This window comes from Candidatus Proelusimicrobium volucris (assembly GCF_959605025.1).
GTDB lineage: Bacteria > Elusimicrobiota > Elusimicrobia > Elusimicrobiales > Elusimicrobiaceae > Proelusimicrobium > Proelusimicrobium volucris.
The window spans coordinates 1-14,079 of the sequence record NZ_CAUHCY010000009.1 but is presented as its reverse complement, the minus strand read 5'-3'; the positions used below and the strand labels follow the sequence as shown (position 1 = coordinate 14,079).

The 14,079-nt window shown below is 45.2% G+C and carries 14 protein-coding genes; all 14 read right to left on the bottom strand.

The annotated features are described in order from the left end of the window. Positions 1–2: 2 nt before the first annotated feature. A complete protein-coding gene (locus tag ACQY3M_RS07090) occupies positions 3–1,841 on the bottom strand; it encodes an ATP-binding protein (RefSeq protein ID WP_428067088.1) in 1,839 nt (612 codons plus the stop codon). Between the two features lie 90 nt (positions 1,842–1,931). After that, positions 1,932–2,873, bottom strand: coding sequence for a hypothetical protein (locus tag ACQY3M_RS07085; protein ID WP_428067086.1), 942 nt, complete (start codon positions 2,871–2,873; stop codon positions 1,932–1,934). 21 nt (positions 2,874–2,894) lie between these two features. Next, positions 2,895–3,203 carry a hypothetical protein gene (locus tag ACQY3M_RS07080; RefSeq protein WP_428067084.1) on the bottom strand — a complete coding sequence of 103 codons (309 nt, stop codon included), beginning with the start codon at positions 3,201–3,203 and terminating at the stop codon, positions 2,895–2,897. Between the two features lie 19 nt (positions 3,204–3,222). After that, positions 3,223–4,344 (bottom strand): sensor histidine kinase, encoded by a 1,122-nt coding sequence (locus ACQY3M_RS07075; protein WP_428067083.1) that lies wholly within the window; start codon positions 4,342–4,344, stop codon positions 3,223–3,225. Positions 4,345–4,348: 4 nt separating this feature from the next. Beyond that, complete coding sequence (locus ACQY3M_RS07070) at positions 4,349–5,731, bottom strand: tetratricopeptide repeat protein (protein WP_428067081.1); 1,383 nt, start codon at positions 5,729–5,731, stop codon at positions 4,349–4,351. 12 nt (positions 5,732–5,743) lie between these two features. Next, positions 5,744–6,634, bottom strand: a complete 891-nt coding sequence (locus tag ACQY3M_RS07065; protein ID WP_428067079.1) for a type II secretion system F family protein — start codon at positions 6,632–6,634, stop codon at positions 5,744–5,746. A gap of 3 nt (positions 6,635–6,637) precedes the next feature. Beyond that, on the bottom strand, positions 6,638–8,242 hold the full coding sequence (locus ACQY3M_RS07060) for a type II secretion system F family protein (RefSeq protein ID WP_428067077.1): 1,605 nt from the start codon (positions 8,240–8,242) through the stop codon (positions 6,638–6,640). 12 nt (positions 8,243–8,254) lie between these two features. Beyond that, positions 8,255–10,474 carry an ATPase, T2SS/T4P/T4SS family gene (locus ACQY3M_RS07055; RefSeq protein WP_428067075.1) on the bottom strand — a complete coding sequence of 740 codons (2,220 nt, stop codon included), beginning with the start codon at positions 10,472–10,474 and terminating at the stop codon, positions 8,255–8,257. A gap of 4 nt (positions 10,475–10,478) precedes the next feature. Beyond that, entirely contained in the window at positions 10,479–11,222 is a 744-nt protein-coding gene (locus ACQY3M_RS07050; protein WP_428067074.1) for a hypothetical protein, read from the bottom strand. Between the two features lie 34 nt (positions 11,223–11,256). After that, entirely contained in the window at positions 11,257–12,015 is a 759-nt protein-coding gene (gene cpaB, locus ACQY3M_RS07045) for a Flp pilus assembly protein CpaB (RefSeq protein WP_428067072.1), read from the bottom strand. 88 nt (positions 12,016–12,103) lie between these two features. Beyond that, complete coding sequence (locus tag ACQY3M_RS07040) at positions 12,104–12,574, bottom strand: TadE family protein (protein ID WP_428067070.1); 471 nt, start codon at positions 12,572–12,574, stop codon at positions 12,104–12,106. 7 nt (positions 12,575–12,581) lie between these two features. Beyond that, on the bottom strand, positions 12,582–12,794 hold the full coding sequence (locus ACQY3M_RS07035) for a class III signal peptide-containing protein (protein ID WP_428067069.1): 213 nt from the start codon (positions 12,792–12,794) through the stop codon (positions 12,582–12,584). Between the two features lie 41 nt (positions 12,795–12,835). Then, positions 12,836–13,000 (bottom strand): hypothetical protein, encoded by a 165-nt coding sequence (locus ACQY3M_RS07030; protein WP_428067067.1) that lies wholly within the window; start codon positions 12,998–13,000, stop codon positions 12,836–12,838. A gap of 26 nt (positions 13,001–13,026) precedes the next feature. Next, positions 13,027–14,013, bottom strand: a complete 987-nt coding sequence (locus ACQY3M_RS07025; protein WP_428067066.1) for a UPF0164 family protein — start codon at positions 14,011–14,013, stop codon at positions 13,027–13,029. Positions 14,014–14,079: the final 66 nt, after the last annotated feature.

Sequence of the window (14,079 nt, the reverse complement as noted above, 5' to 3'; positions counted from 1 at the left end):
CGTTACTTTCCTTCATCCCTATGAGTCTTGAATATCATGCTTATCTTGGTTCCCTTCCCTTCTTCGCTTACAAGCTCTATCTGCACATTGTTGCGCCCGGCCACTTTCTTAACAACCGCCAGGCCAAGCCCCGTACCGCGCGCTTTAGTGGTGAAAAACGGCGCAAAAATATTTTCCCTTATTTCTTTGGGTATGCCCGGTCCGCTGTCCCTTATGCTTAAAACACAAGTGTAGTTCTCCCCCAAGAAGGTTTTTATTATCAGTTGCCCGCCGTCGGGCATAACCTCTACGGCGTTGCCGATAATGTTGCGTACCGCCTGTTTTATTTCTTCCGTATCTATCCTCACGGGAAGCGGCAGGGGGCTGTATTCCGTCACCACTTTTATGTTGCCCGGCATGGGATATGATGCCATTATCTCTTTTATATACAAAGTCAAATCTATTACCGTAAGTATCTGTTCGCGGCTTCTGGCATAGCCCAAAATCTCCTCGATTATCCCGTTGGCCTGCTGTATCTCTTGATCTATTACGGAAATGTTTTTTAATATTTTAGGTTCCGCATTATCGCCCAAACGCGCTTTTATCAAATACACCGCGTTCTTTATCACCGCCAAGGGATTTTTTATTTCGTGGCTTACTATCGACGCCATTTGCCCTATCGCCGCCAAACGTTCTTTCTTTATCAGTTCGTTAAGTGCCGTCCTTAATTCCTTCGTCCTGCTGCCCACCCGCAGCTCCAAAGATTGATTTAATTCTTCCAAATCTTTCCTTTCCTGGCGCATCTCGTCGAACTGTATTTTTATGGTATCCAACATCCTAGCAAACGATTTTGATAATATGCCAATCTCATTATCCGGCGCAGGCAATACCGGCAAATCCGTATCGCCTTGTTCAACTATCCTAACGGCTTTCGTCATATCTTTAATCGGACGCAATATTATCCCTGTCAAATATAAACTTAAAATCAACAATACTAAAAATGCCACTGCTATTACGCCAGCAAGCAATAAAGGATAGCTCTCCAAATACACCATTATAGGCAAATTAAGCTCGCTGTTCAGCTTTCCCGTAAAGACCATCCAGTCACTGGTGGGAAGCTTGCTCAGTACCCCGCTGTAATCCCTAATGTCAACAAAACCGTAATTATCGTTTTTGGCCAAATTAACAAGCTGGCTTATCTGTAAATCATAAGCGTCGTCCAGTTCCGTACTTAGCCCGCCGGTACTTGAATATATCAAAAATCCGTTGCTGGTAAATATTAAAGTTAAATCCTCTTTGGATATAGAAGGCTCTATCATCTGGGCCAAAACCTCAAGGTTGAACTGCACCACCACCGCCCTGTTTAAGCCTCTATAACTATCCGGGAAAGACATCGTCAAAGATATTATCCCGCGCGCGGGGTTTTTGTTTAGGGATCCTATATAAATCTTCTTGCCGTCTATGGTCTTTGTCAATATTTCGGGCAGTATGTCGTTATAGCTTATTTTCGGACGCATTCCGTAGTAGGAATTTTCCCGCCCGTTATTATCCAGGAAGGATATTCCTATAACAGATTTATTCTTCGCCAAGAATACTTCCACCAATTTGGCATAGTTTTCATCGTCGACATAGCCCGCGGCACGTATCTCCAGGAAAGTTTCTATCAGTTTCTCGTTCTGGGAAATGTAGGAGGACACCTCGTTTGAAAAGCGATTGTTAAACATCTCAAAACGCTCCCTTTGCTCGTTTTTGAGCATTATACCGCCCACCTGCGCCATATAAAATATTATCAGCAGCGCAGGCAATACAGCCGCTATTATAACAACAACTAAAACGGTATTTCTAAGGTGTCCGCTCTTCATATCTATTACTTTTCTATCGTATTTATTCTCTACTATAAAAATTGGGGCATAATATTCTTATGCCCCAATCCGTTTTAAATTTTCACTGCTTTAGCACTGTCCGGCAGGGGCTCCTTGAGGTGCGGCACCATAAGTCTGAGCCAATCCCTCAAAACCAGGGATTGAAGCCAAGCTGTTCATATCGGTTACCACTCTGCCTTCCCAGATTACGGTCGGAGAAGCGTTTACGTTATACTCATTGCTGTGCTTAATTTCTTCTTTAAGCATCTCGACGCCTTCGTCCCAGTATTTTCTGAATACTTTCGGGTTGATACCGGCCTGTTCTGCGGCCTGATCCCATAAGCTGGATTGATAATTTTTGTTTCTTATTTCAAGATATTTCCAGAATTTTTTAGGGTATCTCTTCTTGATGATCAACTGTCTTACGTTTTCTTCCCACTCGGCCGAACCGTGCAAGCTGCTGAACTGCTCGCCGTTTCTGCCTTCGCTGACGATATACCTGATATTAACGTTCACGTCTTTGGGAAGTCTTTCAAGTTTCATCGCATCTATTATTCTGTTCTCGGCCAAAACGCCGTACGGGCACTGAGACATTACAAAAATCTCAAGCTGATTGGGTACGGCTTCTTTGTTGGCATATACCCCGTTTCTGGTTTGTTTTTCAAAAACAATAAAATCATCGGTCGTAGGCAACTGGCCGTATTTTATTGGTTCGGCAAATTTTTCTTCCGTTAATTTTGTCTTCTCTACCAAGTACAAAGGCATATAATCCAAGTTCAATCCTTTATATTTGGCGTCTTTAAGAGCTTGCTCTCTATCCACTTTTACAATCTCGACTTCCCCGCCGATAAATTGTTTAAGCCCCTCGTTTAACGCTTCGTCTTCACCGCCGTTGGCATCACCCGTCATTTCTATCACCGTTATAGTTACGGGCTTGCTTTTGGCAGCCTTTTTTGCCGGAGCCGCATTGGCGACGCCGACGCTAAGCAATCCTAAAGACAAAACGAAAGTCAATATTCTGCTGATTTTCATTTAATTTACTCCTCCTGATAATTACTGGGCCGAACTATCTTCCGTTCCTTCGGAAGGCACTCCGGCTTCTTCTATATCAAATCTTATACCCCTTATGCCGAACGCGCAAAGAAGGTTGTACACAAACGCCAACGCCAATGATATAACCACCAACGTCAAGGTTTGCGCCAAAGTCCATAATACAACCTGCATTATCTTTTGCATCATTGTATAGTCGCTTAAATCGCCAATAGCGAATATGGCGTTTAAAAAGCTCAGTACAAAAAGTACAAGCGGATAGACTGAGAACACTACCGTACCCAAGTTTATATTCTTTATTTCAAGCTTCATATATTCTCCTTAAATTCCTCTACTTCTTTACCGCGGACAGCGGTTCCAATACGATTATGGTCCTGACTATCCCGCCCTTAGAAGAAAGTTGCAAAGTCTTTATTCCAAATGCGCGCCCGCCGCTTTGCGTCTTCGCGCGGAATATCTTGCCGGGATTATCCATCGCCTGCCCCACTATATGCACTATATCCTGCTGAGTCCCGCCAAAAATATCCAGCAAGTGTATCGGCCCGTCTTTCTTTATCGCAAGCTCAAAGTTCGCATGCATTACATTGTTATTCTCGTCAACAACCAAAGCCCTGCTGCCTTTGGGTATCGTTATCGCCAACACAGAAGACCACCACTCCTGCTCATAATGATGGCGGCTCTTATCCAAAATCTCGCGTTCCTCAAGCTCTTTCTTTACCTTGCTCAAAAAGCCTTGCACCGCTCTTGCCAATTCGCCAACTTCGTCATTACGCTCCATAAAGTCCAGCTGAAAACTCTTAGTCGAAATATTCTCTATGCTGTCGGTAAGCGCAAGTATCGGTTTGGTAACGTTCTTTATTACGAATATATAAAGGACAATGCCCATCAATATAAAAATCAATATTGATCCCGCCAAATAATTTACCAAAGCCCTGTTTATTTCCGACTTCACCTGCTCCCTGGAGACGTCAAAACTTATTACGCCCGCGACTTTGCCGTCCTTGGCTTTAAGCGGTATCGCTATCTCGTAGGAATAGCCGTCGTCTTTGAGTATTACCCGCGGCACACCCATTTTTAAGGCTTCCAATACGGCATCGGTATCCAAGTTGCCGCCGCGGTGATATTCCGACAAAGACATCCTTATCTTATCGGAATCCTTATGCCACCTTATAGTGCCGTTCCCGTTGAAATAGACTATATTCGATATTCTGTTGTCGTGGCGCGGCCATGAGGATATCAAGTCCACTTCCGGTATCGTAATCAAATCACGCCCCACCAAGCCTTCTATCAAAACATTGGCGTTCGTCCTTACGATATTAATTATATGATTTTGCAAATTGGTATCAAATACCCTCTTAAATAAATTGAAATATAAAAGCGCACCCAAAATAAGCGCATATCCCGCCACAAGCGAAAACCACAAAAACCATCGTATGCTTATTTTTTTTATCATATACCTACCTGCCGCTGCTCAGCTTCGCCTCTATATTCTTTAAACCAAGAGCCGCATCCGAATTCTCCGGATTAAGCTGCAACGCCGCCTGAAATTCCGATTTGGCTCTTTCATAATCGCCGTCGGAGTAATATTTAAGACCGATAAGATATCTCTCATTAGAGGCCTGCCTTGCGTCCTCGGATATCATGCCGGGCTGCTTAGTTAAAGTCGCCGTAGGGAAATCGCTCGCGGCGATTTCTTGCGGAGCCTGAGGCTGCGCTATGGGTTGTGAGGTATCCTCCCCGCCTAAATTGGTCGTAGGTATAGGTTCCGGCATCGGTATGGGAACCTCCTGCGGCTCCACCACCGGCGGAGTTAGCGGCTCGGGCTGAGGTTTAGTTTCCACTTTATTGGCTTGCGCCGCGGCTCTTAACTTAGCCGCTTCCGCCGTCTTGATATTCATCGCCACATCGTTTTGGTCATAACCCCAGTTCTTCGCTTCCTTCCAATTGGCCACCGCCGTATTATATCTCTTATTGCGGTATGCCTTATTGCCCGCTTCAAAGTAACCTTTGGCGATTTCTTCCTTGAGCTGCATAGTAAACTTCTGAGTTTGCTGTTCGCCGGGTTGTATCTCCAAAGATTTTTCAAATTCCCTATATGCAGGTATCAGCTTTCCTTGCGAATACAAGCTGAAAGCCTTATTTAAAGTCTTCTCGTTTTCCTCGCGCTTCATCTCCGCTTCGACTTCCGCTATCTTCGCGGTAAGGCCTGCGTCCTCTTTTTTTATGATAAGTACGCTGTACCACTGATTTAAAGCCTCATTATAATCACCGTTCTTATAAGCGTAATAGCCGCGGCGGGTATGTTCTTCGGCGATTTCGTTTTCTATCCTTCTCACCCAATCCTTAGCCTTAGATTCGCCCGGCCTTAATACCAATATCTCTTCAAATTTGCTCTGCGCTTCCACCAGTCTGCCGTGCTTGTACAGGTTTATGCCTTCTTCATACTTCATATTTACTATCTCGTCTTCCGACAAGGTCCCGTACGTCGCCATGCGCCCGGCCTCTTTTGATAAGGTCTGAGCTTTGGTTAGACTCGGATCTATACTCAAGATAACATTGGCAAGTTCGTGCGCTCTTTGATAGTCTCCGCGCTTGTATAAAGCGTACGCGTTTTCGTATACCATTCTTAGCGTATAATTCTGTATCCGCTGCTTCTCAAGCTGTACCGTGGAGAGATACTGCTTCTTCTGCTCCACGTTGGAAATCGTACCCAAAGATATCTTCTGCAGGTCCAACAGCATACCGGCCTCTTTCCCGCGTTCCCTTAACGGCCTGTCAGCCGCGTTTAGACTAAGCGTCATAATCGCCAATATCGGTAATATAAATGATATTCTTTTCATAAACGGTTCCTCTTAAAAGGGCATGCCGCCCCTCATAAAATCTGCAACCATCGGCGCAATTATCAAAATGAAGACTACCGGAAATATAAATATAAACAACGGTATCAACATCTTCGTAGACGCTTGCGCCGCCAATTTCTCGGCCTTATTCAATCTTCTAAACCTCAAGTCCGTAGAAAAATTCCTAAGCAAATCAACCAAGCTCGTTCCCAATTCGTCAGATTGTACTATCAACCCTACAAATGACCTTATGTCCTGTACGCCCGTTCTGGCCGCCAAACGCTCCAAAGCCTCGCGCCTGGAATACCCTAACTTCGTTTCGTTTAAAGTCTTCTCTATTTCAACTTCAAGCAAGGTCTTTTGCTTGGCTATCTTTATTATCCTTTCAAATGCAGTCATATAGTCCAATCCGGACTCTATTATCAGTGCAGTCAAATCGACCGTCGTCGCAAAATTGCCCAGCATCTCCTGCTGACGCTTCTGTATCTCGCCCTTGTATTTCAAATCCGGCAAATAAAAGCCCAAAGGCAGCGTTATTATAAGTATCGGCGTTTTAAACACCAACATCAAGAGTATCGGCAAGCCTATCGCGCAATATATCTTATAATACAGTATGTCCACGGGCTGGGGCTTGGCCGGGCTGCCCATCAGCATATACATCTCTTCCAACGGCTTTTGCAGCTTAAATGTTTCCAATACAAAAAGAGCAATGCGATCTAAAAAACGTTCCTGAGGGCGCAGCTTCGCAAAGCTGGATGTGGATTTTATTTGTTTCGCCTCCAAGTCCGCTATGTCGGTTCTCTCGTCCGAGGGGGAAAGTATCCTCAATACGGCCACCATTACCGCTACCGATCCGAACACCGCAACCACCAACATTATTACAGTATATGCGCCCAAGTTCATATCTTATACCTTTATTTCCCCTAATTTGTTTACCAACTTTATACCGATGCCTATCCACACTATGCACATAAACAATACTACTATACCTATCGTGGAAGTATAAAAGTTTATCATCGTGTCAGGCTGGAACATAAACATTACGCCTACCATCACCCACGGCATGACACCGACCACTATCGCCTGTATCCTTTGCTGAGCCGTCATCGCCTGCAACTTCTCTTCCAGTTTACTCTCTTCCCTTATGTTCTCCACTATCCTTTCAAAAATCTTCGTTAAGTTACCGCCGACTTGCCTCTGCAGTACTATGGCCTTCACCATATACGAAAGCAATCTCGACTCTATCCTGTCTTCCATACCTTCCAAAGCCTTCTCAAACGGAGCACCTAATTTATAGTTCTTTATTACCAAAGAAAATTCGTCCGATATCGGCGGCTTTAAATCCCTTGAAACCATATCAAAACCCTGGACTATATCCATACCGGATTTTAAAGAGTTTGACAACAATATTAAAGCGTCCATCAGCTGGGCGTTCACTTTCTCGCCGCGGCGTTTCTTAAGTACTCCCAATATTATCCCCGGCATCTTTAACCCGAAGGTCAAACCCATCGCAAAGAACACCGCAAACATCAATACGCCCGTAAATCCGCCTGCGCCCATACCGAACAGCGCACCCAATACGCAGAAGAAAAATAAAGTCCCCAATACTATATATTTTACGTTTATGTCCAAGAACTGCCTGCTGTAATCATCTGCCCATACAGAGCTCTTCTGCATATACTGCCCGATAGCCTTGGATATTTGATCGTTCCTATCGGAAACTAACATATACCCGCTTATAAATACGGATATCGTACCCAACAGCATAAATATCGTTATCGCTATATCATTGGTGGTATGCTTACTCTTCGGGTCAGGCATTACCAATGGCTTGGTCGTTACCATATCGCCATAAAGACTGTTTGATAATGTCACTACGCCCATTACGGCCTTTCTAAATCTATTGCGCCACAGCCAAGGCGATACTTTAAAAGATTCCAATACGCTGCCCATCTCCGCATCTATCAAATCCAATGTAGCTATCATGGAGCGGCCACGTCCTTCCATACTGTCGCGCAGTTCATAATTTGAAGGGCGGCTCTTCAATCTGTCGATATACACTATCATCTGCGTCTTAAATTTAGTTATACGCTCTATCGTATCGGCCGTAGTATAGGCCCCGCCGCTGTTTATTTGCTCCATCAGCTCCAAAAAGTTAAAGATAAGCCCGATAGGCTGGCGCCACATCTCGGCTTCGCTGTAATACTCCATACCGCCGCCTTCGCCTGCCGATACTTGCCATAATCTCCTCATATCCATTTCAGGCAGCAGCTTGTCCAAATATTTCGGCATTGGAACGGCTTTAGCCCCACTGCCGCAGGCCACAGGCTCAAAAGTTTTTTGATCGGTTGGCTTGGAAGCGTCCAAAAAGTTGTAAATAGCGTATAAACGCTCCTTCGCGCACGCTATCCTATCGCTTTGGTTCGTGGTAAATATACCCTGCGCATTCAAAGCTATGCCCGAAGCTCCGCTTATCAAAACCGTTATTAAAAACCTTTTTAGAAATTTCATCGTCTGTCCTTTCTATGCCGCGGCCTCTTCCGTTTTTGCCGTCGGCTCTTTCCTATCAAACGTTTCTTTGGGGACATCTATACCCTTTGCCTTAAACTCAGGGAAGAATGTAGGCAAATCGCCCGTAGGCGCAAAGGTGCCTTCAACCTTGCCCTCTTTATTGACGCCCGTCTGCACATAGCGGAATAAATCCTTGCTCTGTATCACTCCGTCTTTCTGCCCGCATATCTCAGTTACGTATGTAACCTTTCTGCTTCCGTCGGAGAACCTGGAAAGCTGTACTATCAAGTTTACGGCAGAGGAAATCATCTCCCTGATAGCCCATATCGGCAAGTCCGCGCTTGCCATCATGCACATAGCCTCAAGACGCGTAAGTCCGTCGCGCGGCGTGTTTGCGTGAATAGTGGCCAAAGAACCCTCGTGACCGGTGTTCATCGCTTGCAACATGTCCAAAGCTTCCGAGCCGCGGCACTCACCGACTACTATGCGGTCCGGCCTCATACGAAGACAGTTCTTTACAAGGTCCTTAATCGTTATCTCGCCTTTGCCCTCGATGTTCGCAGGCCTGCTTTCCAAGGAAACCCAGTGTTCCTGCTGGAGTCTCAACTCCGCGGTATCTTCCACCGTTACGATACGTTCATTCTCAGGAATGTAACTTGATAATGCGTTTAAAAACGTGGTTTTACCGGTACCGGTACCGCCGCATATAATAATGTTCTTTCTGAGTTTAACACAGCTCTCCAAAAAGTACATCGTATCCCTGTCAATCGTACCGAAACGATAATAATCTTCCGGCCCAAACGGCTTCTGGGAGAAGCGCCTTATCGTCAATGAAGGACCAGAAACCGCCAAAGGCGCTATAATCGCGTTTACACGGGAACCGTCTTTCAATCTCGCGTCCACCAACGGTACCGATTCGTCTATACGCCTGCCCAGCGGCGCCACTATCCTCTTTATTACTTGCACCACTTGGTCATTGTTGCGGAATTTATAACGCGTAAGCGTCAGCTTGCCTTTCTGCTCGATAAAAATCTTGTCGTAAGCGTTTACCATGATTTCCGTGACGGACGGATCCCTCATCAAAGCCTCTAAAGGCCCCAATCCCAAAATTTCGTCCAATAATTCGTTGATAAACCTTATCTTTTGGTCGCGGGAAAGCTGTACGTTCGCTTTCTTTCGCAAAACTTCGTCTATAATTACGGAAACACGCTTCCTGGTTTGCTCGTTCTGAGAGCCTTCCTCGCTTATTACTATACGCTCTACTTCCAATGTCTTAATCACGTCCTTATGTACTTGTTGCTTCAAAGAGTCCCAATAGGACAGTTCCGTATCGCCTGCGTCAAAATGGTTGGGCCCTTTCGCATTGCCGGTCAACACCGTCGCAGCTTCCCATATGTTCTTTGCCGCAGAAACAAATTCACTGTCGGGCACTACCGTAGACCAGTTCTTCTCTATCGTAGGAGTATCTTCTATCACCTTCAAAATAGGCTTTAAACCTTCCTGAACCCAAAGAGAACTGCGGTTGACCAAAATCTCTATCTCCCTCTTGTTGGAGGATTCAAAAACGCTTTCCTCCCAGGTAAGATATACTATCGGCTCACGCCCGAGTTTTATAAAAAATTGGTTTACTTCTTCGTGATCTATCGCTCCGGGCAAATTGTATTGATTGCAAATTATGTCGATACGGTCAATAGGGAAATGCATCTCCTTAAAATCCGTAAACATCGATACCGCCGTATTCAAATGAGAACGGGTACAATTCGTAACCCAAAAAATCTTATCGGCTATATCAAAAGCGAACGATTCCATAGGGAAACTGGAATCAACATCAAGAAATATGTCAAAAGTCTGCTGCAGCCTTGAAAGCATCGGCAGCAATATCTTAGGCGATATTAAGGATACTTCCTGCCTGGTGGAACCCAAAGGCAGAACACCTACCCCCACTTGAGTCATAGAGACCTTGCCTCTTAAAAGGCCGCCCGCTATCGCTATGGCGCCCGATCCCAACGCACGCACGAGATCCGCTACCGTAACCGGTTTCCTTATCCCCAAATAAAAGCCGTGTTCCTGCCTAGCCAAAGGGTCCAAAGGTACAATCAGTACCGGCCTCTTCTGCATTTCCGCCCAAGCTATGGCTAGGTTTAATACAAGCGTCGTCTTACCTACACCCTCTTTCGGGCCGGTAAACGCTATTACTCTTGGTGAGCCGGATATCCCCTGCGTTTCTTCCATATTATTACTCCACGATCTCTACCGTTATGAATAAGAATAAAGATCTTTGTTCTTCGGTTATGTCTTTGTTCCTGAAAAGCAACCCTATTAAAGGTATTTTGCCCAGTATTGGCACTCTGTCTTCCGCAACGCTTCTGGTGCTGCTCTTTAAGCCGCCGATAACCAAAGTCTCCCCGCTGCTAAGCTCAACCTCGGATCTTAAAAACCTCTTCGTCATTGACGGTACCGTAGAACCGTTTATCGTCAAGCTCCTGGAATAGTCCGGGTTGGAAAGCTCAATCTCCAGCTGTACTATTATGATATTGTTCCTTTCCGGTATAATCGTAGGCATTACGTCCAATTTAACGCCGTATTCCTTCATTTCCGTTCCGACGTTCCTGTCGCTCACCACGGGATAAGGGATCTGCCCGCCTGCGGAGAAGTTCGCACTGGTATTGGAACGGGCTATCACTTTCGGATTGGAAAGTATCTGCGCCTTGCCTTCGTTTTCCATAAGTTTTAAACGAGTCGTAAGCAAAGACTTCCTCTCAAACTCGCCTATCGAGAATATCCCGGGAATTTCCTTCTCGCTGAAATCCAGCAATTGGTTCCATGCAAAACCCTTAGAGGTCGTCAAAGAACCGCTGATCTCAACGATGTCGGCGCTGACGGCTACCAACTCCGTCTTCTTAGCTTCCGCGCTTATGCCCAGCGCCATGAAGGCTAAGATCATTGTTAAAGCTTTTAAAACATATTTCTGATTTTTCATATTTATATAATCCCTTAAATAATTTTAAATTCCTTTAACTAAACAGTTTGGAGAAGCTGGATATCTCTATCGGCAATACCTTTCTGTCGCCGTTAGACCTTACGATAACCGTAATCACGCCTTCTTCCTGCGCCAAGGCCAAATACTGCGCTTCCACCGGCGATACCGACAAGCTTAATACCGACCTGTCGGAAAACGCCGCATTGTTCGCTTCCCGTTCGGCATTCGCCGCCCTGGAAGCGGAATCCATACCCTGCCCCAAGTTCCCGCCTACGCCGAGAACCGGTATATCCTGCAAAATCGTAGCCGTCATCTTTTCCTTGCCGCCGCCATTCTTTATCATGGCGTCGAAAGTGAGCAATACGTCAACTTTGTCTTCCGGCTTTATTAAACTGGAAACATTGGTATCAACCGGCAATATAAAAGCCCTGTAAGACGGCATTACCTTTAAACTTATCCCCGATTCGGGGCTCAAACTCGTTACCGACGGCTTCGTTATCTGATTGCCGCGCGCTATGGCTACTTTGGTAACCAAATTCTCTATATCGCTCAAATTTGCCCCTCTAGATATTACATAAGCGTCTTTCTGTATATAGGCAGTGGGAATGTCTACTTCTTTTATATTGCCCCTTACTATCATTTTCCCCTCGGGCAAATCAACCGCGGCAACAGCCACCTTTTCCATTTTGGAAGTTTCTCTTATCTTACCCTGCGCCATATAAAGCACAAAATAATATATTAAAGCCGCCGCTATAGCTATAACTACCGGAAGCATAATATTCTTTTTGTTCATGTAAAGCTCCTTTAAAAACTGCCTATATAATAAAAATCCGTTCTGACTTCTTATCCCTTAAATAGCCGCTTAAATACGGCTCTTGCGCCTAATTCAGCAACGGCCGTTCCACCGGCATCCTTACCGTCGCTTTTATCCTCTTTATTCCCAATCTTTTGGGCTCATCGGCAAAAATATAGCTCGTAAGAGGAAACAATAACTGCACTTTGTACACAAAAGTTACCACCAAATCTTCATTGGCGTGATTCTTTACTTGAGGGTCATTGCTCGTCTTCTGCAAAACCGCGGAAAATTGCATGCTCTGCGCCCCGCGTTGACCAAACATCTTGTTAAGAGCTTCTTTCATCTTACTGTTTATTCTTTGGCTGTCGGTATTTCCGCTGTGCTTCTTAACGCCCACCAAAGATCCTACCCTCGCAAGCTCATAAGAAACGTGATGCGCCAAAATCATGCGATAGGCCATATTCCCCAGTTCCAAAACGACAAATATTATCATTAAGAATACCGGCAGAATCAATATCAACTCTATTACAGTTTGGCCATCACGTTTCTTTATCATCGTCAAATTACAGGTTGCCCGCTTCTCCCATAATCTTTGCTTTTACGCTGTCGAAAAGCTCAGGCATAAAGGTTTTAATCAAACCGCCGACTATACCTACCACTACTACGATAATACCAAGCATGAACAAATATTCGATGGTATTCTGGCCTTTTTTATTTTTGACCGTCTCAATCGCATTGGCATAAGCCAAATGCATTTTAGCAATCATTCTCATCATAAACAACTCCTCCGAAAATATAAAAACATCTTTTCCTTAAACTAATTTTCAAGCTCATAAACAGAGAGTATTATCTTCGCCCCCTGCTCAAATTGTTGCGGTACTACCCAGCTGTAATATTTATAAAAAAGAACAAATGCCACAAATAACGCCGCCGTAGTCAATATATATTCAACCGCAGCCTGACCTTTCTTGTTTCTTTTCATACCAGCCGTCCCGCGGATTTACAGTTCTAGAACTGTAATCTAACCGCCAATTGATGGGCCGTGCCCAATGCGCCCGAAGGCATCATAGTATAATCAAGCCCTAAACCGTATCCGAACACTTCGCTGCTGTAAAAACCGAAACCCAAAGTTACCTTTGAAGTCGTCTCCAAGCCGATCTTCTCGGCTATGTCGCCGTCTTCCGCCCAGCCCGTATTCTCGCGGTTATAGTAACCTACCCTTATATCAAAAGAAGCGACCTGCACCAAATCTTCGGGGATATGTATTGCAAGACCTACGCCATATCTTAATTTATCATCTACATAATCAACTATTTCGCCCGAAACGGTAAAATATTTTGTGTTTATCGCCGCACCGCCTCTAATCGCCGAAGGCACTTCATCGGGATCGCCAAGGTTCTGCCCCATAACACCTATCACGAATCTGTTGTTGGATATTCTCAGCTTACCGCCGATGTCAAATGCCGGGTTGATATGTTTTACGCCGACGTTGTCTTCATTGATATATTTGGCCGTACCGCCTATGTCCAATACGCCAAAGAATGTCCTTCCCAAAGATACCGTAGCGACAAAGTCCCTTATAGCATCACCCGTAATATTATACGGGATACCCTCCGGATCTCTGGCATTGAGGTCATCGCCGGATAAGCGCATATACCTTAAACTGACACCCAAAATGGTTTTGCCTATCGGCTGTATATACCCTACGGCACTGTCGCCTACGCCTTCAAACCACTGCATGTGAGAGACCTGTATTTCTCTAGAAGTGCTGGTCGCTATACCCGCAGGGTTCCAAAACAAGGCCTGCGCTCCGCTGGAAAGAGCCGTATACGCATTACCCAAAGCCTGGGCCTCAGGCGCGCCGGTGCCGAGTTTCAAAAATGCACTAGCACTGGTACCTGCTCTTTTATAAGGGCCCGCAGCTTCCACCCAGACGCCAAGCAGGGAAAATATTGTTACTATCGTTAAAAGCTTAATATATTTATTGTTTTTCATAAATCTGTCGTCCCGATATTATGGTATAAGGATTTTGATTACCTTCTGCGATTTCACCGCATTGCC